General features: G+C 68.8%; 20 protein-coding genes. 14 read left to right on the top strand and 6 right to left on the bottom strand.

What is annotated here, in order from left to right:
* Positions 1 to 49 precede the first annotated feature (49 nt).
* The 9 genes from QP609_RS20160 (at position 50) to QP609_RS20120 (ending at position 9,698) form a co-directional block, all read left to right on the top strand.
* Positions 50 to 1,300, top strand: a complete 1,251-nt coding sequence (locus tag QP609_RS20160; protein ID WP_014648840.1) for an NAD(P)/FAD-dependent oxidoreductase — start codon at positions 50 to 52, stop codon at positions 1,298 to 1,300.
* The gene (locus QP609_RS20155; protein ID WP_014648839.1) at positions 1,288 to 1,845 is read left to right on the top strand and encodes a DUF3261 domain-containing protein; all 558 of its coding nucleotides are present in this window, start codon (positions 1,288 to 1,290) and stop codon (positions 1,843 to 1,845) included. The genes QP609_RS20160 and QP609_RS20155 overlap by 13 nt, the downstream gene beginning before the upstream one ends.
* Positions 1,842 to 3,026: a beta-ketoacyl-[acyl-carrier-protein] synthase family protein gene (locus tag QP609_RS20150; protein WP_014648838.1), complete on the top strand. Its 1,185-nt coding sequence runs from the start codon at positions 1,842 to 1,844 to the stop codon at positions 3,024 to 3,026. Before QP609_RS20155 ends, QP609_RS20150 begins: the two co-directional genes overlap by 4 nt.
* The gene (locus QP609_RS20145; RefSeq protein ID WP_032960608.1) at positions 3,023 to 3,478 is read left to right on the top strand and encodes a dehydratase; all 456 of its coding nucleotides are present in this window, start codon (positions 3,023 to 3,025) and stop codon (positions 3,476 to 3,478) included. The genes QP609_RS20150 and QP609_RS20145 overlap by 4 nt, the downstream gene beginning before the upstream one ends.
* Complete coding sequence (locus tag QP609_RS20140) at positions 3,475 to 4,206, top strand: 3-ketoacyl-ACP reductase FabG2 (protein WP_032960607.1); 732 nt, start codon at positions 3,475 to 3,477, stop codon at positions 4,204 to 4,206. The genes QP609_RS20145 and QP609_RS20140 overlap by 4 nt, the downstream gene beginning before the upstream one ends.
* Entirely contained in the window at positions 4,206 to 5,444 is a 1,239-nt protein-coding gene (locus QP609_RS20135; RefSeq protein ID WP_014648835.1) for a beta-ketoacyl-ACP synthase, read from the top strand. Before QP609_RS20140 ends, QP609_RS20135 begins: the two co-directional genes overlap by 1 nt.
* Positions 5,445 to 5,505: 61 nt before the next feature.
* On the top strand, positions 5,506 to 5,946 hold the full coding sequence (locus QP609_RS20130) for a hypothetical protein (RefSeq protein WP_032960605.1): 441 nt from the start codon (positions 5,506 to 5,508) through the stop codon (positions 5,944 to 5,946).
* Positions 5,947 to 6,106: 160 nt separating this feature from the next.
* A complete protein-coding gene (locus tag QP609_RS20125) occupies positions 6,107 to 6,367 on the top strand; it encodes a YcgL domain-containing protein (RefSeq protein ID WP_049404015.1) in 261 nt (86 codons plus the stop codon).
* A complete protein-coding gene (locus QP609_RS20120) occupies positions 6,360 to 9,698 on the top strand; it encodes an ankyrin repeat domain-containing protein (RefSeq protein ID WP_032960601.1) in 3,339 nt (1,112 codons plus the stop codon). The genes QP609_RS20125 and QP609_RS20120 overlap by 8 nt, the downstream gene beginning before the upstream one ends.
* Positions 9,699 to 9,867: 169 nt before the next feature.
* On the opposite strand, the gene QP609_RS20115 is transcribed toward QP609_RS20120, so the two are convergent.
* Positions 9,868 to 11,646 carry a monovalent cation:proton antiporter-2 (CPA2) family protein gene (locus QP609_RS20115; RefSeq protein WP_049406813.1) on the bottom strand — a complete coding sequence of 593 codons (1,779 nt, stop codon included), beginning with the start codon at positions 11,644 to 11,646 and terminating at the stop codon, positions 9,868 to 9,870.
* A 346-nt stretch (positions 11,647 to 11,992) separates the two neighbouring features.
* Between QP609_RS20115 and mgtE the strand changes: the two genes are divergently transcribed.
* On the top strand, positions 11,993 to 13,363 hold the full coding sequence (gene mgtE, locus QP609_RS20110; RefSeq protein WP_014648829.1) for a magnesium transporter: 1,371 nt from the start codon (positions 11,993 to 11,995) through the stop codon (positions 13,361 to 13,363).
* 149 nt (positions 13,364 to 13,512) lie between these two features.
* Positions 13,513 to 16,239, top strand: coding sequence for a bifunctional acetate--CoA ligase family protein/GNAT family N-acetyltransferase (locus QP609_RS20105; RefSeq protein ID WP_197621038.1), 2,727 nt, complete (start codon positions 13,513 to 13,515; stop codon positions 16,237 to 16,239).
* Positions 16,240 to 16,321: 82 nt separating this feature from the next.
* Here QP609_RS20105 and QP609_RS20100 read toward each other — a convergent pair whose 3' ends face one another.
* Positions 16,322 to 16,702: a YbjQ family protein gene (locus tag QP609_RS20100; protein ID WP_049442059.1), complete on the bottom strand. Its 381-nt coding sequence runs from the start codon at positions 16,700 to 16,702 to the stop codon at positions 16,322 to 16,324.
* 138 nt (positions 16,703 to 16,840) lie between these two features.
* On the opposite strand from QP609_RS20100, the gene QP609_RS20095 reads away from it, so the two are divergent.
* A complete protein-coding gene (locus QP609_RS20095) occupies positions 16,841 to 17,548 on the top strand; it encodes an alpha/beta hydrolase (RefSeq protein WP_032960593.1) in 708 nt (235 codons plus the stop codon).
* 162 nt (positions 17,549 to 17,710) lie between these two features.
* On the opposite strand, the gene dkgB is transcribed toward QP609_RS20095, so the two are convergent.
* Positions 17,711 to 18,520 carry a 2,5-didehydrogluconate reductase DkgB gene (gene dkgB / locus QP609_RS20090; RefSeq protein WP_046433168.1) on the bottom strand — a complete coding sequence of 270 codons (810 nt, stop codon included), beginning with the start codon at positions 18,518 to 18,520 and terminating at the stop codon, positions 17,711 to 17,713.
* Between the two features lie 245 nt (positions 18,521 to 18,765).
* Entirely contained in the window at positions 18,766 to 20,886 is a 2,121-nt protein-coding gene (locus QP609_RS20085; RefSeq protein ID WP_197621796.1) for a methyl-accepting chemotaxis protein, read from the bottom strand.
* A gap of 183 nt (positions 20,887 to 21,069) precedes the next feature.
* Between QP609_RS20085 and QP609_RS20080 the strand changes: the two genes are divergently transcribed.
* Together QP609_RS20080 and QP609_RS20075 are read left to right on the top strand one after the other, a co-directional pair.
* Positions 21,070 to 21,525, top strand: a complete 456-nt coding sequence (locus tag QP609_RS20080) for an Rrf2 family transcriptional regulator (RefSeq protein ID WP_014648823.1) — start codon at positions 21,070 to 21,072, stop codon at positions 21,523 to 21,525.
* Positions 21,515 to 22,420, top strand: a complete 906-nt coding sequence (locus tag QP609_RS20075; RefSeq protein ID WP_289213834.1) for an NAD(P)/FAD-dependent oxidoreductase — start codon at positions 21,515 to 21,517, stop codon at positions 22,418 to 22,420. The genes QP609_RS20080 and QP609_RS20075 overlap by 11 nt, the downstream gene beginning before the upstream one ends.
* 95 nt (positions 22,421 to 22,515) lie before the next feature.
* On the opposite strand, the gene QP609_RS20070 is transcribed toward QP609_RS20075, so the two are convergent.
* Together QP609_RS20070 and QP609_RS20065 are read right to left on the bottom strand one after the other, a co-directional pair.
* On the bottom strand, positions 22,516 to 23,736 hold the full coding sequence (locus QP609_RS20070) for an RtcB family protein (protein ID WP_126411501.1): 1,221 nt from the start codon (positions 23,734 to 23,736) through the stop codon (positions 22,516 to 22,518).
* A gap of 56 nt (positions 23,737 to 23,792) precedes the next feature.
* Positions 23,793 to 24,917 (bottom strand): slipin family protein, encoded by a 1,125-nt coding sequence (locus tag QP609_RS20065; RefSeq protein WP_197621798.1) that lies wholly within the window; start codon positions 24,915 to 24,917, stop codon positions 23,793 to 23,795.
* Positions 24,918 to 25,142 lie beyond the last annotated feature (225 nt).

The following is a 25,142-nucleotide window of genomic DNA, read 5'->3' as shown; positions in this document are numbered from 1 at the left end:
TGCTTCCGACTTCCTTCTTTCCACTTGATCGAGCAACAAGGACGCACCGATGAATACTGCTGTGGATGCTGTCGAACGTACTGAAATCCTGATCATCGGTGCCGGCCCGGCCGGCTCCGTGGCTGCGGCGATGCTGCGCCAGCAGGGCCGCCAGGTGCTGATGCTGGAGCGCCAGCAGTTCCCGCGCTTCTCCATCGGCGAAAGCCTGCTGCCGCAGAGCATGGAGTACATCGAGGCCGCCGGCCTGCTGCAGGACGTGGTCGAAGCCGGCTTCCAGCACAAGAACGGCGCGGCCTTCGTGCACGGCGAAGCGCGTACCGCATTCGACTTCAGGAAGAAGTTCTCGCCGGGCTGGGGCACCACCTACCAGGTGCAGCGCGCCGACTTCGACAACGTGCTGGCGCGCGGTGCCGAGCGCATGGGGGCCACGCTGCGTTTCGGTGATGAAGTGCTGTCGGTCGAAGCCGGCGAGCAGCCGGCGGTGACGGTGCGCCGCCCGGACGGCAGCGAGTACCGCATCGAGGCCGATTTCATCCTCGACGCCTCGGGCTTCGCACGCCTGCTGCCGCGCCTGCTGCAGCTGGAATCCCCGTCCAACTTCCCGGTGCGCGGGGCGATCTTCTGCCACGTGCGCGACAACATTCCGGCCGAAGCGGACTTCGACCGCAACAAGATCCTGATCACCACCCATCCCGAGCACGTCGACGTCTGGTACTGGACAATCCCGTTCTCCAACGGCTGCTGCTCGCTGGGCGTGGTCGCCGAACCGTCGTTCTTCGAGCGCTACGAGGGCGACGACCTGCAGAAACTGCAGGCCATCGTCGGCGAGGACCCGAACCTGACCCGGCTGCTGGCCAATGCCGAATGGGCGGTGCTGCCGGTGCGCCGCATCACCGGCTACTCGGCCAATGTCAGTTCGTTGTGGGGGCCGGGCTATGCCCTGCTGGGCAATGCCGGCGAGTTCCTCGACCCGGTGTTCTCGTCCGGCGTGACCATCGCCTTCAAGTCCGCGCAGCTGGCCAGTGCATGCCTGGCGCGCCGCTATGCCGGCGAAGCCGTGGACTGGGAAGCGGAATTCTCGGTCCCGCTGCGGGCGGGCGTGAAGACCTTCCGCCGCTTTGTCGAAAGCTGGTACGAAGGCGGTTTCCAGAAGATCATCTACCACCCGCAGCAGCAGCCCGAAGTGCGCGACATGATCAGCTCCATCCTGGCCGGTTACGCCTGGGACACCAACAACCCGTACGTGGCCGATGACAGTGGCCGCCGCATGCGCGTGCTGGAGCAGCTGTGCGGCGCCTGATCGCCCCTGCGACAGCACTGCTGCTGAGCCTGCTGCTGGTGGCCTGCGCCGGCCGCATGCCGAAGCCGTTGGTGGAACTGCCGCCGCTGCGCCTGTCGCCGGCCAGCCTGCCGGCGCCGCTGGCGTTGCAGCAGCAGTTGCATTTCCGGTTCGGCACGCATGAGCGCGACCTGGATGCACTGCTGGAAGCCGATGCGCAGCAGGTGCAGCTGGCGGTGCAGGCGATGGGCCAGACCGGCGTGCGCCTGCAGTGGGACGGCCGGCAGCTGACCCAGCAGCGCGCGCCGTGGCTGCCGCCGCAGGTGCGCGCCGAGCGCGTGCTGGATGACCTGCAGTTCGCGCTGTGGCCGACCGCAGCCATCGCGGCCGCGCTGCCAGCCGGCTGGCAGGTCCGTGACGATGGCCATCAGCGCAGCCTGTCGCGCGACGGCACGGTGTGGCTGCAGCTGCAGCGCCTGGACGATGGCAGCGTGCAGCTGGACAACCGCGCCGAAGGCTATGCGCTGCGCATCGAATCGATCGACATGGCCGGGCCGGATCGATGAGTGCACCGATCTATCTGAACGATCTGGGCGTGGTCTGCGCGCTCGGCGATGGCCGCGACGCGGTGGCTTCGGCGATGTTCGCCGGCGTGCCGGGCGGGCTCAGCGACAACGATACCCTGCTGCCGGGGCACACCCTGGCGCTGGGGCAGGTGCGTACACCGCTGCCGACGCTGGAAGAACTGCCGGCCGCCCTGCGCGGGCGCAACAACGCCCTGCTGGACGTGGCACTGGCGCAGATCGCACCGGCGGTGGCCGCCGCGATCGCCCGCCACGGCGCCGAACGCGTGGCGGTCGTGCTGGGCACCAGTACCTCGGGCATCGGTGAATCCGAGCAGGCCCTGCGCACCCATGCCGAACAGGGCCAATGGCCGCCCGGGTTCGATTACGCCCAGCAGGAAATGGGTACTGCCGCGCAGTTCGTGCGCCAGCGCAGCGGCGCTCAGGGGCCGGCGTGGACCCTGTCCACCGCCTGCTCGTCCAGTGCCAAGGCACTGATGTCGGCGGCACGCATGCTGCGGGCCGGTATCGTCGACGCCGTGATCGCAGGTGGCGCGGACTCGCTGTGCCGCTTCACCGTGGCCGGCTTCAGCGCGCTGGAATCGGTGTCGGCCCTGCGCTGCAATCCATTCTCGCAGCACCGTGCCGGCATCAACATCGGCGAGGGTGCCGCGCTGTTCCTGCTCACCCGCGAACCCGGCCCGGTATGCCTGGCCGGCTGGGGCGAATCGGCCGACGCGCACCATATGTCCGCCCCCGATCCGCAGGGCCTGGGTGCCATCGATGCCCTGCAGCAGGCGCTGCAGCGCGCCGGCTGGGCGGCCGATGAAGTGGACTACGTGAACCTGCATGGCACCGCCACCGGCCACAACGATGCGATGGAAAGCCTGGCGGTGTCGCAGGTGCTGGGCAACCAGGTGCCGGCCAGTTCGACCAAGCCGCTGACCGGCCATACGCTGGGTGCTTCAGGCGCGATCGAAGCTGCACTGTGCTGGATCGTGCTGGCCGGGAACCCGCAGCAGCAGCTGCCACCGCACTGGTGGGACGGCGTGGCAGACCCCGCGCTGCCGGCACTGCCGCTGGTCGCACCGGCCACCCGCCTGGCACAGGCACCGCGGCGGGTGCTGAGCAATTCGTTCGCCTTCGGCGGCAGCAATGCCGTGCTGGCGCTGGAGCGTCGATGAACACGCTGTACGCGATCGAAGAGGTGGTGCCGCACCGCCAGGACATGTGCCTGCTGGAGCGCATCACGCACTGGGACCAGGACACCATCGAGGCCGAACTGGTGGTGCCCGACGCGGGCCTGTTCGTCGAGGAGGGCCAGGTGCCGGCGTGGGTCGGCATCGAATACATGGCGCAGGCCATCGCGGCCTGGGCCGGTTGCCGTGCGCGTGCGGCGGGCAAGCCGCCGCAGTTGGGCTTCCTGCTTGGCAGCCGCCGCTACAGCAGCCCGCGCAGCAGCTTTCCCAGCGGATCGCGGCTGCGCGTACAGGCGCGCTGCGAGCTGTTGGGTGACAATGGATTGGGGATGTTCGCCTGCCGCATCCTGGCAGGCGAGGACGAATGGGCGACAGCCAACGTGTCGGTGTTCGAACCGGCCGATGCGATGGCCTATCTGGAGAGTGGACAGGCATGACAGGGAATCGAAGCGTGCTGGTGACCGGCGCCAGCCGGGGCATCGGCCGGGCCATCGCGCTGCGCATCGCGCGTGACGGCTTCGACGTGGTGGTGCATTGCCGCAGCCGCCTGGATGAGGCACAGGCCGTGATGGCCGAGATCCACGCGTTGGGCCAGCAGGCCCGCGTACTGATGTTCGACGTGGCTGATCGCGAGGCCGCACGCGCTGTGCTGGAGGCCGATGTCGAAGCGCACGGCGCGTACTACGGCGTGGTCTGCAACGCCGGCATCGCCCGTGACGGTGCCTTCCCGGCACTGTCAGCGGAGGATTGGGACCAGGTCATCCACACCAACCTGGACGGTTTCTACAACGTACTGCATCCGCTGATCATGCCGATGGTGCGCCGGCGCAAGCCTGGCCGCATCATCACCCTGTCGTCGGTGTCCGGACTGGCCGGCAACCGCGGGCAGGTCAATTACAGCGCCGCCAAGGCCGGCATCATCGGTGCCACCAAGGCCCTGGCGCTGGAACTGGCCAGCCGCCAGATCACCGTCAACTGCGTGGCCCCGGGCCTGATCGAGACCGAAATGCTCAACGATGAAGTGGTTGAACACGCGCTCAAGCTGATTCCCGCCGGCCGCGTCGGTCGTCCCGACGAAGTGGCGGCCACGGTGGCGTTCCTGCTGTCCGAGCCGGCCGGCTACATCACCCGCCAGGTGATCTCGGTGAACGGAGGCATGATCTGATGGCCGCCGATCGTCGCGTGGTGGTCACCGGTGCCGCCGCCATCAGTCCGCTCGGCCACGACTGGCCGACCATCGAGGCACACCTGCGCAGCTGCCGCAATGCGGTGCGTGCGATGCCCGAGTGGGATGTCTATGCCGGGCTGAACACCAAGCTGGCCGCGCCGGCGCAGGATTTCGAGCTGCCGCCGAACTACAACCGCAAGACCACCCGCTCGATGGGCAAGGTCGCGATCATGTCGGTGCGCGCCACTGAGGTGGCACTGCGTGAAGCCGGCCTGCACGAGCATCCGGTGCTGCGCAGCGGCCGTACCGGCGTGGCTTACGGCTCGTCCTCGGGCAGCCACGAGGCCACCGGTGAATTCGGGCGCATGCTCAACGAGTTCACCACCGATGGCATCAGTGCCACCACCTACCTGAAGATGATGAGCCACACCGCGCCGGTCAACATCGGCGTGTTCTTCGGCCTGTCCGGGCGCGTGTACACCACCTCCAGTGCCTGCACCTCCGGCAGCCAGGGCGTGGGTGCGGCCTATGAAGCGATCCGCAGTGGCAAGCAGACGGTGATGGTGGCCGGCGGTGCCGAGCAGCTCGATGCCACCGCAGCGGCGGTGTTCGACACCCTGTTCGCCACCAGCGTGCGCAACGATGCGCCGCAGACCACCCCGCGCCCGTTCGATGCCGGCCGTGATGGCCTGGTGTTGGGCGAGGGCGCCTGCACGCTGATCCTGGAAGACCTGGAGCACGCGCAGGCGCGCGGCGCCACCATCCTTGCCGAGGTGGTCGGCTACGGCACCAACAGCGATGGCCAGCACGTCACCCAGCCCAGCGCCGACACCATGGCCCAGGCCATGCGCCTGGCGCTGGAGGATGCCGGCCTGGACGCGGCGCAGATCGACTACGTCAACGCCCACGGCACCGCCACCGACCATGGTGACATCGCCGAAACCCAGGCGACCGCGCAGGTGTTCGGCAACCGCGTGCCGATCAGCTCGCTGAAGAGCTATGTCGGCCACATGCTGGGTGCCTGTGGCGCGTTCGAGGCCTGGCTGAGCATCCAGATGATGCGCGCCGGCTGGTTCGCGCCGACCCTGAACCTGGCCGAGGTCGACCCGCGCTGTGGCCAGCTCGACTTCATCACCGGGCAGGGCCGCGAACTGCAGGCCGAGTACGTGATGAGCAACAACTTCGCCTTCGGCGGCATCAACACCTCACTGGTGTTCCGCCGCTGGAGCGAGTGATCCACCGCCCCACCGCACTGTTTCCGCCATCCACCCGCACCCCTGACAAGGAGAAGTTTCGATGCGCCGCACTCTCATGATCGCCACTGCCACCGCGCTGCTGGCCCTGACCTCCACCGCCTCTGCCCGCGATACCCGCGTCGAGCAGTCCCTGCAGGAGCTGGTCAGCTCGCAGGCTGCCAAGGACGCCGGCATCGACGGCAGCGTGCGCTTCTACCTGGCCGGCCAGCCGGTCAGCGTGCAGCAGCGCCTGGGTGAAGACGTGACCAACAAGAAGACCAACGCCGCCAACAAGAGCGATGCCGAGGCCTGCCGCTGGGTCGCGCTGTCGGCGCTGCGCGCGCTGCAGGACGGCGCCAGGTCGCGCGGCGCCAACGCCGTGGTCGACATCGTCAGCTACTACAAGAAGAACGAGTTCAAGAGCAGCACCAATTACGAGTGCTACGCCGGCACCATCCTCGCCGGTGTCGCGCTGAAGGGCACCTACGCCAAGGTCAAGTAAGCGCCCGCGTGGCGGCGGCGTTGGCTGAACGTCGCCGCCACATTGCTGAACCTCGCAAGGGAAACGCCGCCGATCGCGCCGCCATCGTCGGCTGACGGCTTTCCCCGGTGTCGGCTTTCCGACACAATCATGGCTCTTCCCGGGTTATCGTCCCGCGGACATGCACGCCTACGTCTATAAAAGCCAACTCAAGCCGGACACCTACGTCTACGTTCCCCGACGCGATGATTTCAGCGCGCTGCCCGCGCCGCTGCTCACCTCGCTGGGGACGCTCACCTTCGTCCTGGAGGTGGCCCTGGATGTCCAGCGCCGCCTGGCCCAGGCCGATCCTGAAAAGGTCCGCAGCGAAATGAGCGAACGCGGGTTCTACCTGCAGGTACCGCCGTCGGTGGCCAGCCTGATGCCGCGACACTATGACTGACACCTCCCGTCCGCGTGCCCTGTCGATCGCCTTCGCCGTGGGTGCCATGCTGGCGTTGGGCGCCGCGGTGGGCGGTGTGCCGGGTGCCATCCTTGCCGCACTGGCGCAGCCGGCGTTCGCGCTGGGCGTGTCGTGGTGGCGTCGCAGCCGTGCGCTGCTGCCGCTGAAGGTGGTCGCACGCCAGGACCTGCCCGCACTGCTGGCGCTGTGGGCTGCCGCGCCATTGCTGCTGGCGCTGCTGCTGGCCTGGCCGCTGGCGGCCCTGCGTGACAGCGGCAGCCTGGCGGCGGTGCTGGGCCTGAGCGTGCTGGTCAGTGCCGGCCTGCTGGCGGCCTGGCGCACCTGGCCGCTATGGAACGATGTCGAACGCCTGGATGGCAGCCTGGCCCAGCACTGGCAGGCGCTGGCCGGCCGCGACCTGACCGCCTGGCGTGGTCTTGGCGTGGCCGCGCTGGTGATCGCCTTGGCCGCACTGGTGGTGCTGCCGGCCTGGCCGGGCCTGTTGCCGGACGGCGCACGCTGGCCCGCCGCACTGGCGGTCGTGCTGCTGTCGCCGGCGCTGCACCTGCTGCTGCAGCGGGTCGCGCCCGCGCCGCTGGTGTCGCTGCGCCCCAGCCCGTTCGCCGCTGCCAGCAGCGAACAGGAACCGATGTTCCCCGCTGCGGCCGAAACCGCGCCGCTGGAGGCGATGGCGCCGCAGGAACTGACACCGGCCCTGTATGAGGCCGCGCGCCAGGGCCGCGTCGACCGCGGCCTGCAGCTGCTGCAGGCCGGTGCTGATCCGTATGCGCTGCCGGACCCGAACTGGCGTGACCAGCGCAGCCTGGCGGTGCTGGCGGCGGTGCTGCCGGACCTGCGCCTGCTGCGCGAGCTGATTGCCCGCGGCGTAGATGTGAACGCGCCGCACCGGGGCATGACCCCGCTGCTGGCCGCCACCCGTGACAGCTGGCATGGCCGCCCCGAAGCGGTGATGACCCTGCTCGCCAACGGCGCCGATTCACGTGCCACCGACAGCGATGGCAACACCCCGCTGCACCATGCCGCACGCAGTTCCGACCCGGGCGTTGCCGCGCTGCTGCGCGATGCCGCTGCCGAAGTCGATGCGCTGAACCGCGAGGGCTGGTCGCCGCTGGCGGTGGCCTGCCAGGTCGGCAACTGGCGCCTGGCCCGCTTCCTGCTCGAGCGCGGTGCACGCAGCGAACCGGCCGACGGCACCCCGGTGCTGCTGGCCGCCGCCGCCACCGAGGACGACGATCCGGCCGGCGTGCAGCTGCTGCTCAAGCACAAGGCACGCGCCGACGCGCGTGATCGCCAGCGCCGCAGCGCGCTGCACGAGGCAGCGCTGGCCGGCCACGTGGAGATCATCGGCGTGCTGCTGGGCGCCGGCGCCAACCTGGAAGCGCGCGATGCACTGGGCCGCACGCCGTGGCTGGAAGCCGCCCGTGCCGGCCGTGCCGCCGTGGTCGAGCACCTGCTGCCGCACAAGCCGGACCTGGTCGCGGTGGACGGCGAAGGCCGCAATGCGGTGCAGCTGGCAGTGATGGCCGAGGATGTCTCGCCGCTGCTGATCAAGCGCCTGGTGGAACTGGGCATCGCCGCCGACGCCACCGACCCGGTTGGCCGCCGCGCGGTGGACTATGCGGCCGAAGCGGGCCGCTGGGCGATCGTGGCCCTGCTGGACCCGTCTTATCCGCTGCCGGCAGCCGTCAGTGATGGCCTGGCCGAGCGCGGTGAAGCGGCCAGCGCCAGCGGCCTGTTGCCGGACCGTCCGCCGCTGACCCTGCTGCGCGAAGCGCTGGGCTTCGGCAACACCGATGGCATGGCCGCGCTGGCCAGGCTGTGCCAGCCGGAAGAACTGGGCGGCCTGCTGCTCGATCCGGAGTTGGCCCTGGAGCCGCGCGCGGTCGATTGGCTGCTGGCCCACGGTGCCGATCCCTATGTGCGCGACGCCTGCGCCGATACGCCGATGTTCGCGCTGCTGTCGCGCGGCATCGACGCGGTGCCGGCGCTGCAGGTCATGCTGCAGCGCGGCCTGTCGCCGGCCGGGCGCGGTGGGCTGGCACGCTTCCTGGCCGCCTGCGCACAGCACGACCAGGCCGCCCGCGGCCTGGAACAACTGGCGCTGGAACTGCTGGAGCGTGGCGCCGATCCGTTCGCCGCTTCGCCGGCCGGTGACCCACCGCTGTCGCTGGCGGTACGCCTGGGCTGGCTGCGCCTGCAGCAGGCCCTGCTCAAGGCCGGTGTCGATCGCGAGGCGCGCGACAGCCATGGCATGACCGCACTGCATCTGGCCACCGCCCTGGCCCGCGAAGGCGCGCTGAAGCTGCTGGTGCAGCACGGTGCCTCGCCGGAAGCACGTGCCGCCGACGGTCAGACGCCACTGGGCGTGGCGCTGTCGATCGGTCGCCGTGACCTGGCCGACTGGCTGGACTGGCGGGTGTGGCCGCTGCCGCGCCGTACCCTGCGCGAGGCCGATCTGCCGGCCGCTGCGATGGCCGGTGATGTGGACGCCGTGCGCCGCCTGATCGATCTGGGATTTGCCGTCGACGCGGTCGACGCACAGGGCTGCACCGCGCTGCTGCGTGCGGCCGGTGGTGGCCACCTGGCCGTGACCGACCTGCTGCTGGCGCGCGGTGCCGATCCGCAGCACGCCGCTGCAAGCGGTGCGACGCCGCTGTCGGCGGCGGTCAGCATGCGCCAGGTCGACATCGTTTCGGCCCTGCTCGATGCCGGCGCCAAGCTGGAACACCGCCTGCCGGGCGGGGTGACCGTGCTGATGCTGGCCTCGGCGCTGGGCCTGCCGGACATCGTCGCGCGCCTGCTCACTGCCGGTGCCGACGTGCATGCCGGTGACGCGCAGCAGCTGGGCCCGCTGCACTGTGCCGCGCTGTACGGTTTCAGTGCCCGCGACCGCTCGCGCCTGCTGGCCCTGCTCGACACCCTGCTGTTGGCGGGCGCCGAGCCGGACCAGGCCGCCGCCGGTTCGGTCACGCCGCTGCTGCTGCTGCTGGGCGCACGCGCCGAGCCGGGAACCGCCTGCGACGAGCAGGTGGTGATGGCGGCGGTGGAGCGCCTGCTGGATGAGGACGTCAGCCTGGACGTGCGCGATCCGCGCGGCTTCGGCCCGCTGCATCTGGCCGCCCTGCATGGACTGCCGCTGCTGGTGCAGCGCCTGTTGCGCGCCGGTGCCGATCCGGAAGTGCGCGACAGCCTCAACCGCAGCCCGCGCGAGATCGCGGTGATGCGCGGCTTCATCGACGTCGCTGGAGAGTTCGAACCGCGCGTGCCGGGCGTTTCGTCGATGGCGCGGTTCCTGCGCGACAACGGTTGAGCACCGGGATCGGAATCTGCAGTGGGTAGTGCCGGCCGCTGGCCGGCAACCTGCTGAGACCTCCGGGATACCGAGGCTGCCGGCCAGCGGCCGGCACTACCGGGTCCGCCATCGATCGGGTCGGTGCCAATCCTGCCCCCCGGTGGATGCCGACCGTTGGTCGGCACGCCTACTTGCCGTCGCTTTCCGCGTCGGCCTCGAACAGATGCATCAGGTCGTTGCGTGCGTCGCGCGAGGTCTGGATCACCGCTGCCTCGTCGTCGTACACCAGATACTGGTCGCGCAGCAGCTGCTCATCGTGCTCGCGGAAGCGCTGCACATGGCGTTCGGCCACGTCCGGTGTCACGCCCAGCGCGGTCAGCACGCGTCCGCTCATCTCAAGGCTGGTGCCGAACACTTCGCGGAACGGCTCGGCCGACATGTCCATCAGGCGCCACGCATGCTGGCGGTTGCGTGCACGCGCCAGCACCGTCGCGTCCGGGTACAGCCGGCGCACCATGCGTACCGCGCGCAGGTTGGTCTCCGGGTCATCCACGGTGATCACGAACACATCGATGTGCTCGCCCCCCGCCGCACGCAGCATCTCCGGCCGGGTCGGATCGCCGTAGTACAGCTGGTTGCCGAAGCGGCGCAGGTCGGCAACGGTGTCCGGGTTCGCCTCCAGCGCCACGAACGGCACCTTCTGCGCGGTCAGCAGGCGCGCGATCACCTGGCCGAAGCGCCCCATGCCGGCGATCAGCACCTTGGGCCGGTTGTCCGGCGCCACCTTGTCGGCCTCGGCCGCCGCGCGTGGTGCGGCTTTTTCCTGGCCGAGCAGCTTGAGCAGCGCGATCATCAGCAGCGGCGTGATCGCCATCGACAGGCCGACGATCGCCACCAGCCGGTCGTGGTTGGCGTTGCCCAGCAGGTGCGCGCGCTGTGCCTCGTTGAATACCACGAAGGCAAACTCGCCGCCCAGCCACAGCACGCTGCCCAGCAGCAGCGATTGCCGCGAGCTGAGCCGGGCGACACGTCCAACCGCGTAGAGCAGGCTGAACTTGACCACCAGCAGGATGCCGACACCCGCGGCGATCAGCCACGGCTCGGCGGCGATGCGGTCCAGGTCGATGCCCATGCCCACTGCGATGAAGAACAGGCCCAGCAGCAGCCCCTTGAACGGTTCGATCTGCGCTTCCAGCTCATGCCGGAACTCCGAATCGGACAGCAGCACGCCGGCCAGGAACGCGCCGAGGCTGGGGCTGAGGCCGGCTTCCTGCATGAACCAGGCGGTGCCCAGCACCACCAGCAGGGCGGTGGCAGTGAATACTTCCGGGCTGCGGGTCCGCGCAATGATGCTGAACACCTTGCGCAGCACCGGTCGTCCGCACAGGATCACCACCGCCAGCGCACCCAGCGCCACGGCCGCATCTTCCCAGCGCAGGGTCTCGTTCTTCACTCCGCCCAGCAGCGGGATGGCCGCCAGCAGCGGGATCGCGATCAGGTCCTGGAACAGCAGGATCGCGAACCCGAGCCGGCCATGGTCGCTGTTGATCGCCTTGTGCTCGGACAGCAGCTGCAGGCCGACCGCGGTGGATGACAGCGCCAGCGCCACGCCGACCACCAGCGCGCTCTTCCACTGGAAGTGATCGAGCAGCAGCAGGCCGCCCAGCACCAGCCCGGACAACGCCACCTGCGCCGCGCCGGCGCCGAACACCGAGCGCCGCATCACCTTCAGGCGTGCCGGTGACAGCTCCAAGCCGATCACGAACAGCAGCATCACCACACCGATCTCGGCGGCACCGAGGATGCGGTCGGCGTCCTGCACGAAGCCCAGCCCGTCCGGGCCCAGCACCACGCCGGCCGCCAGGTAGCCCAGTACCGCGCCGAAGCCGAACTTCTTGAACACCGGCACGGCGATGACCGCCGCCAGCAGCAGTACCAGGGCCAGTTCCAGACCACCGCTATGCATGGGAATACCTGGTCATCGGGGGAGCCCGCTGTGCGTCCGTTCGGATGGGGGAGGGCGTGGCGAGCGCCACCACGACATTATGCGCGCCGGCCTGTGTATGCACGAGAACAACCGGCCGGGCGGCCACCCAGCGCGGGGCGCCCAGGTTGACCTGCATGGCCCACGGGTCCAGACTGCCCGCCGCTGGCGGCGCGTCCGTTGGCATACGCATCCCGGAGTCCCCAACCCATGTCCAGCGACAGTAGAAGTCGACCTCGTTCGACGCCAGCGATGGCCACCGCCTGACACCGGGACGGTTTGCCTGCGTTGGCGTTGCGCGAGGTCGCATCCCCACAAGGCAAAACCGATGAACCAGAAGCAATTGCTGCGCCCGGTGGCCGATGCCGCCGCACTGGCCGCACCGCTGGCGAACTACAACACCGCCGACGCGGTGGAATTCCTCAACACGCTGGACCTGACCCGCGCCGCGGAAACGCTGGCTGCGCTGCCGTTGCCGCGTGCAGTGAAGATGCTCGAAGCGCCGGAGCTGCACCGCAGCGGTGAGCTGGTGGCCGCACTGCCACCCGCGCGGGCTGCGGCGCTGCTGGGCCTGATGGCCGACGACCGCGCCACCGACATCGTCCACGAGCTGGATGAGGAAGAGCGCGCGCGGTTGATCCCGCTGCTGGGCACCGACGCCCGCCAGGTCATCCAGAAGCTGCTCAGCTACCCGCCGAACACCGCCGGCGCACTGATGACCACCGAGTACGTGGCGGTGCCCGCCAGCTGGACCGTGGCGCAGACCCTGCAGCACATCCGCCAGGTCGAGCGCACCCGCGAGACGGTGTACGCGATCTACGTGCTGGAGCCGGCCAGCCAGCAGCTGCAGCAGGTGGTGACCATGCGCCGGCTGATCACCGGCCTGCCCGAGGAATCGATCCTGGACGTGGCCCAGGTCAATCCGCCGGTAACAGTGGATGCGCTGATGGACCAGGAAGAGGTGGCACGGCTGATCCGCCGCCACGACCTGCTGGCGATTCCGGTGGTCGACGCGCAGCAGCAGATGCTCGGCATCGTCACCGTGGACGACGTGCTCGATGCGCTGATCGAGGAATCCACCGAGGACGCGCACAAGTTCGGCGGCATGGAAGCGCTGGACAAGCCGTACATGCAGATCGGCTTCTTCGAGATGCTGCGCAAGCGCGCCGGCTGGCTGAGCGTGCTGTTCCTGGGCGAGATGCTGACGGCCAGCGCGATGCAGCACTACGAGGACGAACTGGCGCGCGCGGTGGTGCTGACCCTGTTCATCCCATTGATCATGAGTTCGGGTGGCAATTCCGGCTCGCAGGCCACCTCGCTGCTGATCCGCAGCCTGGCACTGCGCGAACTGCGCCTGCGCGACTGGTGGAAGGTGGCCCTGCGCGAAGTGCCGACCGGCATGGTGCTGGGCGCCATCCTCGGCTGCCTGGCCATCGTGCGCATCGTGATCTGGCAGCTGGGCGGCCTGCACGACTACGGCGAGCACTGGATCCTGCTGGCGATCACCATCGGCGCCGCGCTGGTGGGCATCGTCACCTTCGGTTCGCTGTCCGGCTCGATGCTGCCCTTCATCCTGAAGCGGCTCGGCTTCGACCCGGCCAGCGCCTCGGCCCCGTTCGTGGCCACCCTGGTGGATGTGACCGGCCTGGTGATCTACTTCAGCATCGCCGCGATGATCCTGCACGGCACGCTGCTGTAACAAAACATGCACGCCGGGGTCGGATCCCTTCGCGCAGCGAAGGGCTCTGACCCCGGATATCCGCAGCAGGGGTCGGAGCCCTTTCCTGCGAAAAGGGGTCCGACCCCGCCTCCGACCCCATCGCCACGGAATTTGGGTACCGTAGGCGCATGAGTACCTACCACCTGCAGTCCGTGTTCCGTCCGCAGTCGGTCGCGGTGATCGGCGGCAGCCCGCGCGAGCGTTCGGCCGGGCGCGCGGTGATGCGCAACCTGCGTGGCACCGGCTTCCCCGGCAAGGTGGCGTGGATCAATCCGCGGCATGCCGAGATCGATGGCATCCGCACGGTCAAGCGGCTGAAGGACCTGGACTGGGTGCCCGACCTGGTGGTGATCACCGCACCAGCGGCGATCGTGCCGCAGGTGGTGCGCACTGCCGCCGAACGTGGCGTGCAGGCGGCGATCATCCTCACCGCGCACCTGGGCGAAGGCCCCGGTTCGTTGTCTGCACAGGTAGAGGCGGTGGCGCGCAAGCATGGCCTGCGCATCCTCGGGCCGCATTGTCTGGGCGTGATCGCGCCGCACGCGCGGCTCAATGCCAGCATCGCCGCACATTTTCCGCAGGCCGGCGACCTCGCGCTGATCTCCGAATCCTCGGCCATTGCCGCCGCGCTGGTGGAATGGGGCGTGGCGCGCTCGGTCGGGTTCTCCGCCGTGGTCTCGCTGGGCGATACGATGGACGTCGACTTCGGCGACCTGCTCGACTACTTCGCCACCGACTACCGTACCCGCGCCATCCTGCTCTACGTCGAGCAGATCAAGGACGCGCGCAAGTTCATGTCGGCCGCGCGCGCCGCCGCCCGCGCCAAGCCGGTGGTGGTGGTGAAGTCCGGCCGCGCCGAGCGCGTGCAGCCGGGCAGCCGCGATACCCATGTGCAGGCCCTGGCCTGCGCCGATGATGTGTACGGTGCGGCCTTCAACCGCGCCGGCCTGCTGCGCGTCGGTGCGCTGGACGAGCTGTTCACCGCCGCCGAATCACTGGGGCGGCTGGGCACCTTCCCTGGCCGCCGCCTGGCCATTCTCAGCAATGGTGGCGGCGTCGGCCGCCTTGCCGTGGACCAGCTGATCGCGCTGCGTGGCACGCTGGCCACCCTGTCCGACAGCACGGTGCAGAAGCTCGATGCGGTATTGCCACAGGGCTGGTCGCGCAGCAATCCGGTCGACATCGTGGTCGACGCCGATGGTGACCGCTATGCCGCGGCCATCGAAGCGCTGCTGGCCGACAACGAGAATGACGCGGTGATGGTGGTCAACGTGCCGACCGCATTCACCTCATCGGCGGACGCCGCGCAGGCACTCACCCGCACGCTCGGCCTGCGCCCGCGCCACCACCGCGACAAGCCGGTGTTCGCGGTGTGGCTGGGCAACGACGACCAGGCCACCGCCACGCTCAACGCGGCGCGGGTGCCGACCTATCCGACCGAGGCCGAAGCCGTACGTGGCTTCCAGCATCTGGTGCGCTACCGCGAAGCGCAGAACGCGTTGATGGAAACGCCGCCCAGCCTGCCGCAGGACTTCAGCGTCGACACGGCCGCCGCGCGCGCACTGGTCGATGCCGCGCTGGCCAACGGCCAGCAGTGGCTGGACCCGCTGGCTACGCATGAACTGCTCAAGGCCTACGGCATTCCCTCCGCGCCGGTGATGCATGCGCGTGATGCGCACGAGGCGATGGACCTGGCGCAGCCGCTGCTGGAACGCGGTGCCACGGTCGCGCTGAAGATTCTCTCGCCGGATATTCCGCACAAGTCGGAAGTGGATGGTGTGCGCCTGAACCTGTCCACGCTGCCGGCGGTGCAGAGCGCGGCCAACGCGATCCTGTCGCGCGCACGCCAGCTGCGGCCGGATGCGCGTGTCGATGGCCTGCTGGTGCAGCCGACCATCGTGCGTCCGAAGGCGCGCGAGTTGATTGTCGGCATCGCCGATGACGCGACGTTCGGCCCGGTGATCGTGGTCGGTCGCGGCGGCACTGCCGTCGAAGTGATCAACGACAAGGCACTGGCGCTGCCGCCGCTGGACCTGCGCCTGGCCCACGAGCTGATTGGCCAGACCCGCGCCTCGCGCATCCTCAAGGCCTACGGTGACGTGCCGGCGGCTGACGAGCGCGCACTGGCGCTGGCGCTGGTGAAGCTTGCACAACTGGCCGCCGACATTCCCGAAGTGCGTACGCTGGACATCAACCCGTTGCTGGTCGACGGCAAGGGCATCCTCGCCCTCGACGCCCGCGTGGCGGTGGCGCCGTCGCGCATCCTGCACAAGGGCCGCGGCCATCCACGTTTCTCGGTGTTCCCGTACCCGAAGGAGTGGGAGCGCACCATCGAACTGTCCGATGGCGGCCGCGCCTTCGTGCGCCCGGTGCGGCCGGAGGACGACGCGCTGTTCCGTGCGTTCTTCGCCCGCGTCAGCGACGAGGACCTGCGCCTGCGCTTCTTCCAGTCGGTGAAGCACTTCAGCCACGAGTTCATCGCGCGCCTGACCCAGCTCGACTACGCGCGCTCGATTGCGCTGGTGGCGATCGAACCGCGCAGCGGCGAGATGCTGGGCGCGGTGCGCCTGCATGCCGATGCGGATTACCACCGTGGCGAGTACGGCATCCTGATCCGCTCGGACCTGAAGGGCCACGGCATCGGCTGGCGGCTGATGGCGATCATGATCGAGTACGCCAAGTGGCTGGGCCTGGACGTGGTCGAAGGCCAGGTGCTGCGCGAGAACAGCACCATGCTGGCGATGTGCCAGAGCCTGGGCTTCAAGACGAAGCTGGACCCGGACGACCCGACGGTGATGATGGTGACCCTGCCGGTGCAGCAGGTCGAGGTGCCCGACGTCCCGCCGGTGGCCTGATTCCTGTAGAGCCGAGCCTACGCTCGGCTGCCTTGCATCACACGGGCACGCCTGAGCCGGGCATGGGCTCGGCTCTACAGCTTCAACGCATCGGCTCCACCACCACCGCCGTGCCATAGCACAGCACTTCGGTCAGCCCGGTCATCACATCGGTGGCGTCGTAGCGCATGCCGATGATCGCGTTGGCACCCAGCTGCCGTGCATGCTTGACCATGTCGCGGTAGGTTTCCTCGCGGGCCTGTTCGCACAGTTCGGTATAGATGGTGATGTTGCCACCGAAGATCGTCTGGATACCGCCGAGGAAGTTGCCGACGATCGAGCGCGAGCGCACGGTGATGCCGCGCACCACACCGAGGTTGCGCACGACGCGGTGCCCAGGCAGCTCGAAGGCGGTGGTGACCAGCGCATCATCGAAGCGGAGCGCGGGTGGGGTGGGGGTGCCGCTGTTGTAGGGGTCTGCCATGGTCGCGTCCGTATCGCTGCCTTCTGAGAGTCGAGCCATGCTCGACGGGCCGTGCAGCAGTCGAGCATGGCGCGACCCTACAACGCAACCGCCTGTTGCGGCATGGTTCCGTCACCGTGCTGGCGCGACAATACCCCCATGACCGACCGTATTCCCCTGCTGCTGCTGCCCGGCCTGCTCAACGATGCCGAGCTGTGGCGCGCGCAGCTGGCCGACCTGGCCGACATCGCCGACTGCACAGTAGGCGACCAGACCCGTGGCGAGACCCTGCAGGCGGTGGCCGAGGACGTGCTCGCACAGGCACCGGAGCGCTTTGCGCTGGCCGGTTTCTCATTGGGCGGCTTCGTCGCCCAGCAGATCCTGCGCATTGCGCCGGAGCGCGTGCTGCAGCTGGCGCTGATCGATACCTCGATCCACGCCGATTCACCGGAACGTGCCGAGCAGCGCCGCAGCCAACGTGCCAGCGTGCGCCTGCCGGGGAAGTTCCACGGCTTCGGCGATGTGCTGATGCGCAGCTACATCGATGCGTCGCGGCTGGATGACTACGTGCTGGTGCAGCGCGTGCGCGACATGACCGCCCGCCTGGGCGCGGACGTGTTCCTGCGCCAGAGCGCGCTGGAACGCCGCGATGGCCATGATGTGCTGGCCGGCTACCGCGATCCGCTGCTGATCGTGTGCGGCGCGAACGATCGCATCACGCCGCTGGCGGTGAGCGAGGAAATGCACGCGATGGTGCCGCACTCGCAGCTGGTGGTGGTGCCTGACTGCGGGCACCTGGCACCGATGGAGAAGCCGGACGAGGTCAGTGCGGCGATGCGTGGGTGGTTGCTGCAGGGCAGGGGATGATCCCCGCCCTCTCGTAGGTGCCGACCTTGGTCGGCACGGTGTTCCAACGATCGATCAGGGCTCAGTGCCGACCAAGGTCGGCACCTACCTGTAGAGCCGAGCCATGCTCGGTTCCGGGGAGGCAGCAGCCGAGCGTGCGCTCGGCTCTACAGCACCACTGCCTCAATCCCAGGCCGGGGCGATGCCTTCCGGGTTGGCCAGGCGATGGCCGCGGTCGAGCTTGGCGATCTGTGCCATGTCTTCGTCGGTCAGGCGGATCGCTGCCGCTTCCAGGTTGCTCGCCAGGTTCTCGCGCTTGGTCGAGGACGGAATGACCGAGAAACCCTGCTGCAGCGCCCAGGCCAGCGCGACCTGCGCCGGCGTGGCCTGGTGGCGTCCGGCAATGGCCTGGATCACCGGGTCCTTGATCACCTCGCCGTAGGCCAGGCTCATGTAGGCGGTGATGTGGATGCCGTTGTCCTGCAGGAACTTCACCAGCAGGCGATTCTGCAGGTAGGGGTGGATTTCGATCTGGTTGGTGGCAATGGCACCGGCGCCGAGGATGCCGATCGCCTTGCGGGTCTGCGCGATGGTGAAGTTGGAGATGCCGATCTCGCGGGCCAGGCCCTGCGCCTTGGCTTCAGCCAGTGCGGCCAGGTACTCCTCCATCGGCACGTCGACCTTGTCGTTCGGCGATGGCCAGTGGATCAGCGCCAGGTCGACGTACTCGGTTCGCAGCTTTTCCAGGCTGGTGCGCAGGCTGGCCAGCAGCGCATCGCGCTTGAACGCGGTGATCCAGACCTTGGTGGTCAGGTAGATGTCGTCGCGCGGCACGCCGGAATCGGCGATGGCCTGGCCGACCTCGGCTTCGTTGCCGTAGATCTGCGCGGTATCGATGGCGCGGTAGCCGACCGCCAGCGCGTTGCGCACGGAGTCGATCACGGTCTGGTCTTTCAGGCGGAAGGTACCGAGACCGAAGGCGGGGACAGTCATGGGGGCTCCAGCAGAGGGGGAGGGAGGCGGGAATGTCCACGAAAGGGTAGGCCAGCGGCCGTGTGCATGCCGGCAACGGTGCATTGCATCGACGTGTACGACGGCAGGTGGTGGTGGGTGCGGACCGTTGGTCCGCACTGTTCATGCCGCCACCCATGCAGCGTTGGACGCTGCCGGCCAGCGGCCGGCACTCCCCCTGTCAGCGCTCCACGGTAGTGCCGGCCGCTGGCCGGCAACCGGATCAATCAAGCCGCGCGTGCCAGCCCGCCCTTCGCCGCCGCCGTGGTTGACAGGTCGAACACATCCACCGCATCGATCAGGCGGTTGGCCTGCTGCTCCAGGCTGCGCGCGGCGGCGCTGGCTTCTTCCACCAGCGCGGCGTTCTGCTGGGTCGTGCCGTCCATCTGGATCACGGTCTGGCTGACCTGTTCGATGCCCGCGCTCTGCTCCTGCGAGGCCGCGGAGATCTCGGCCATGATGTCGGTCACGCGCTGCACCGATGCAACGATCTCGGCCATGGTGTCGCCTGCCTCGCGCACGCGCTGTGCGCCATGGCCAACCTGTTCCACCGAGGCTTCGATCAGTGACTTGATCTCCTTCGCGGCTGCCGCCGAGCGCTGCGCCAGCGTACGCACTTCGCTGGCGACCACCGCGAAGCCGCGGCCCTGTTCTCCGGCGCGTGCCGCTTCCACCGCGGCATTCAGCGCCAGGATGTTGGTCTGGAAGGCGATGCCATCGATGACGCTGATGATCTCGGCGATCTGCCGCGACGAGGTCTCGATCGCGCCCATCGTCGCCACCACCTGGCCGACCACGCTGCCACCGTGCGAGGCGACCGTATGGGCGCCGATCGCCAGCTGGTTGGCCTGGCGCGCATGTTCGGCGTTCTGGCGCACGGTGGAGGTCAGCTCCTCCATCGATGCCGCGGTCTCCTCCAGGTTGGCCGCCTGCTGCTCGGTGCGGCGCGACAGGTCATTGTTGCCGGCGGCGATCTCCGCGGCGGCGGTGTGGATGTTGCCGGAGGTGTGCTTGATGTCGGTGACGATGGTCGCCAGCTGCGTGGCGGTGGTGTTGGCATCGCCGGCGATACGGGCGAACACCCCCTGGAAATCACCGTGCATGCGCGCGCCGAGACGGCCATCGGCGATGGCGCGCAGCATCGTCGAGACTTCGCCGAGGTTCAGTTCGGTAGTCTGCATCAGGCGGTTCAGGCCTTCGACCATTGCACGGAAATCATGCTCGAAGCGGGCAGTGTCGCCGCGCTGGCTGAAGTCTCCCGCGCCGGCAGCTTCGGCCAGGCGGCGGATCTCGCCATTGATCAGGCCGAGGTTGTGCTTGGCCATGTCCAGCGCTTCGGTGATCACCGCCTTCTCGCCGGGCAGGCGTTCCATGTCCTGGCTGAGGTCGCCGACCGCGTAGCGGCCCATGATCGAGATCGCGCGCATCTTCACCCGGATGTGCGCATCGACCAGTGCGTTGCAGTCGGCCACCATGGTGCCGAACGCGCCGGGGAAGGCAGCGGCGTCCATGCGATGGCTGATGGTGCCGGCTTCGTGCGCCTGCGCCATCGCGGCCTGTGCATCCAGCACGCTGCGCAGCGTGGATTGCACCGCCTGCATGGCCTGCGCGAGGCGACCGATCTCGTCGCGGCTGCGCACCTGTACTGCGTGCTGCAGGTCACCGGCGGCCACCGCGCGCGCCGCTGCTTCCACTGCCAGCACCGGCTGCACCACCGCACGCCGCAGCCACCAGGCCAGACCGATCAGCAGCAGCACGGCGGCCAGCACGGTCAGCGCCGCGCACAGCAGCAGGGTCTGCCGGGCCTGCTGCGAACGGGACGCCACCGCCGCTTCAGCCACCTGCGTGGCGTGCGTGCTCAGCGCATCCAGAGCCATCGCCACCGGGCGATCCTTGCCGCGCACCAGGTTGTCGCCGGCCGCGGGATCGTAGCCGGCCGCGGCAAATGCCTGCAGCGCCGCGTGATAGTCCTGCTGCAGCTGCGCGTGCAGGCCAACGAACGCCTGCGCCAGCTCACGCGTGCGCGGGTCCGGGCTGGTGGCCAGACCCTTGGCCAGTTGCCCGACCAGGCGGCCTTCGCTGTCGAAGCCATCCAGGTGGCGTTGGCGCAGCGCATCGTCGTGCCCGCGCAGCAGCACGTTCTTCCATTCCTGCACCTGGCCACGGAACTCACGCTGCAGGCGTTCGGCATCGCGGCTGTGCGCGACTTCGGGCGGGACCTCGGTGGACAACTTCAACCAGGCGGAGGCCAGGCCTGCCAGCGCGCACAGCAGGACCACGGCCAAGCCAACAGAAACCGCGCCGAGCAGCTTGGACTGCAGGCGCGGAGCACGGACAGACGCATTCATCGGGAAGCACTCTCGGGAAGGGGCAATGCGGTATCGACCCGCTACGCTTCCGCTGAAGTGCGACGAACATCACATTAGCGTTTCGTTTAGTGATGTGAAGGAAGTGTTTCATAGGACAAATGTGTCCATATGGAACAAATGCGGACCCTGGACAGGGGATATAAATGTAACTAATGTAGTTACATGAAATCCGCGAACCCGCTCTCTGACGCCCTGCACGTGATGGCGCATCTGGTCGGCCAGGATGGCCCGCGCACCTCCGGGCAGCTGGCGTCCTGCCTGCCGACCCATCCGGTGGTGATCCGCCGTCTGCTGGCGCAGCTGCACAAGGCCAGCCTGGTACGCAGCACCCGCGGTCATGGCGGTGGCAGCCAGCTGGCCCGCGACGCTGCAACGATCACCCTGCATGACATCTACCTGGCCGTGGGCGCACCACCGCTGGTGCAGGTCGGCGCCCGCGACGCCGGCGGCGGCTGCCCGATCCAGCAGCTGGTCAACAGCGCGCTGCTGGAGGGGGCACGCGAGGCACAGCGGTTGCTGGAGGCGCGCCTGCGGGCGACCACGCTGGACCAGCTCGGCGCCGACTTCGCCCGCCATCTCGCCCATCACCGTTCCCTGGAAGGTCCTCATGAATCCTGATGTGCTCATTGTCGGCGGCAGCTACGCCGGCATTGCCGCCGGCCTGATCCTGGCCCGCGCCCGGCGGCCGGTCACCGTCATCGACGCCGGCTCGCCGCGCAACCGCTTCGCCAGCCATTCGCACGGGGTGCCAGGGCTGGATGGCATCAGCGGCGCCGAGCTGCTGAAGACCGCGCGCCAGCAGCTGCTGGATTACCCCAGCGTGCGCTGGGTGCATGCCGAGGCTGTGCAGGCCAACGCCAGCGCAGAGGGCGTGGAAGTACGTACCGCCGATGGCCAGGTGCTGGCCGCGCGCAAGCTGCTGCTGGCCAGCGGTATCGCCGACCAGCTGCCGGAACTGCCCGGGCTGGCCGAGCGCTGGGGCAGCACCGTGCTGCACTGCCCCTACTGCCATGGTTACGAAGTGGGTGGCGGCGCCATCGGCCTGCTTGGCGGCCATCCGATGTCCGCCGGCAAGGCGCGGCTGTTTGCCGACTGGGGCAATGTCACCTTCTTCAGCCAGGGCCTGCCGATCACCGATGAGGAACGGGCTGCCATGCAGCAGCGCGGCGTGCAGATCGAGACCTCGCCGGTGCTGGGCGTGCAGGGCGACCAGCCGACCTGGCTGGAAGTGGAGCTGGCCGATGGCCGCCGCATCGCCCAGCGTGCGCTGTTCGTACCGGCCACCCAGGCGATGGCCACGCCATTGGTGCAGCAGCTTGGCTGCACCTTGGTCGAGAGCCCGCTGGGGGTGCTGATCGAGGTCGACATGATGAAGCAGACCTCGGTGCCCAACGTGTACGCCGCAGGCGATGCGACGACGGTCGGCAACATCACCCTGGCCATGGCCGAAGGCGTGCGCGCGGGCATCGGCGTGCATCATGCGCTGGTGGCCGAAGACAGCGTGCCGCGCTGAATGTGGCGGGGTCAGATCCCTTTCGCAGAAAGCGATCTGACCCCCGACGCGACGTGCTGCTCTGGTAGAGGCCGGCCTTGGCCGGCACTGCTCCGTTACCCCTTCACGCACAGCACCTGGCGCAGGGTGTGCACCACCTCGACCAGGTCCAGCTGTGCGGCCATCACATCGTCGATCGACTTGTACGCGGCCGGTGACTCGTCCAGCACGCCGCTGTCCTTGCGGCATTCCACGTGCGCGGTGGCCTCGCGGTGCTGGGCCAGCGTGATCTGCTGGCGCGCCGTGCCACGGCTCATCACCCGGCCGGCACCGTGGCTGCAGCTGTGGAAGCTGTCGGCGTTGCCCTTGCCGCGCACGATGTAGCTGCGCGTGCCCATGCTGCCGGGAATGATGCCCAGCTCGCCTTCGCGCGCACTCACCGCCCCCTTCCGGGTCACCAGCAGTTCCTGGCCGTGGTGCGTCTCCTTCTGCACGTAGTTGTGGTGGCAGTTCACCGCCATCGCTGCCAGCTGGAACTTCGGCAAGCGGTGGCGCATCTCGGCAAGCACGCGCGACATCATCGCCTCGCGGTTCTGCCGGGCGTAGTCCTGCGCCCACGACACGGCTTCGACGTAGTCATCGAACAGCGGCTCGCCTTCCATGAAGAACGCCAGGTCCTTGTCCGGCAGGTGGAAGCCGAGCACGCGCCGGGCCAGTTCCTCGCGCGCCTTCTCGATGAAGTAGGTGCCGATCAGGTTGCCGGTGCCGCGCGATCCGCTGTGCAGCATCACCCACACCGTGTCCGTCTCGTCCAGGCACAGTTCGATGAAGTGGTTGCCACCACCCAGCGTACCCAGCTGGCGGTCGAGCTTGTCGGTGCGGATTCTGCGGTGCCTGTCCTTGATCTTCTCCAGGCCGACGGCCAGCCCGGACTGCACCAGCCGGGTGTGGATGCTGTCGGGCATGCGGTGATGCTCGCCGCCGCGCCCGTTGCCGACCGGAATGCTGCGCTCGATGCTGTTGCGCAGCTGCCGCAGGTCGTCGGGCAGGTCGTTGGCGCGCAGCGTGGTGCGTACCGCCGCCATGCCGCAGCCGATGTCGACGCCGACCGCGGCCGGGATGATCGCACCGCGGGTCGGAATCACCGAGCCGACGGTCGCGCCCTTGCCCAGGTGCACGTCCGGCATCACGGCCACCCACGGCCCGACGAACGGGATCGCGGCGATGTTGCGCAGCTGCTCATGCGCCTGCGCTTCCAGCGGCACACCGTTGACCCAGCCCTTGATCGGCGTGGTGCCCTCGGCGTGCAGCCATTGATAGTTGTGTTGAGTGTCCATGTCTTCGTGTATGTCCTTGATGGGCCGGCGGCGCGTCCCTGCGCCGCCGCTGCCCCCTACCTGATCGTCACCAGCTGCTTCAGCACGCCATCCAGGCCGCCGAATACGGTGAGCGTGTCGATCTTCTCGGTGACCTTCTCCAGTGCCTCCAGCTCCTTCAAGCGCATCAGCACCGGGTTGTCCTCGATCAGCTTTGCGGTGTTGAGCTGCGAACGCGTGGCGTTGGCCTCCTCGCGTCGACGGATCACGCTGGCCTGGGCCTGCTTCTCGGCCAGCACCACGCCATTGAGGATCTCCTTCATCTCGCCCGGCAGGATCACGTCCTTGATGCCCACGCCGAGCAGCCGCACGCCGTGGCCCTCGATCGCGGCCTGCACATGGGCGGCGATCTCGCCGTCCAGCGCCGCCTTGTCGCCCAGCAGCTCGTCCAGGCTGCGCGCGGCAATCGCCTGGCGCAGGCCGAACTGCAGCTGCCGGTAGACGAACTCATCGGCATTGCTGAGCGTGCGGTGTGCACGCACCGGGTCGATCACCTGCACGGTCGCGGCCAGGTTCACCCGCAGGGTCACCTTGTCGCGGCTGAGCAGCTCCTGGCCGGACACGTCCAGCGAACGTGCACGCAGTTCCACGCGCTCCACCGACACGTTGCCGTTGAAGTTCCAGAACGCGTGCAGGCCGGCGTCCAGCGTCTGCCGCAGCGTGCCATCGATGAACAGCAGGCCGACCGACTCGCTTGGCACGGTGCTGATCACCGCCACACGCGGCAGCACGCCCAGCTGGCCCAGGCGTTGCTGCACGTCCGCCGGGATGCGCGGCTCGTCACCCAGCGCCATCACGCGTACCTGGGTGTCGACCGAACCCCGCCAGTACAGGCGGCGGCTGCCCGGCGGCAGCACTTCATCGATGCGGCCGTTGCGCAGCAACAGGCCGACTTCGGTGGCGCTGACATTGGCCATCACGAAGTGCGTGTCCAGCGTCGCGCCCAGTGCCTCGATCAGGCTGTCCTGGTCGCTGCCGGTATAGGCCGCGCCCTTCGATGCGGTGTGGATGTCCACGTGCGGGCGGCCGCCGAACGGCGACAGGCGGTGCACGCCCGGCAGCAGCATCTGCTGGAAACGACGGTTGCGATACACCAGGCCGCGCTCGCCGTCGCCGATCACGACCTTGATGGTCCAGAACATGGGAGTCTCTCCTTGTATGGCTCTGGTGGTTCGACCCGTTGCGGATGAATCGCCATGACCCGGGTCGATCAGGTCGTGGCGCGGCCGCCTGCACACCACGTGCAGGCAGCGGAAGAGGGCGGCCATCGGCGGACGGTCCGCGCGCGGAGCCTTCGGTGCGCCGGCAGTGCTGCCATCGCCGTTCCCGGCAGGCAGCACCGGGGCGGAACGTGGCTGGCAGTGGCG

Source organism: Stenotrophomonas sp. 8(2023) (assembly GCF_030345295.1).
GTDB classification, from domain to species: Bacteria; Pseudomonadota; Gammaproteobacteria; order Xanthomonadales; family Xanthomonadaceae; genus Stenotrophomonas; species Stenotrophomonas muris.
Note: the sequence above shows the minus strand (reverse complement) of the source record. Positions and strands in the feature narration are given on the sequence as shown.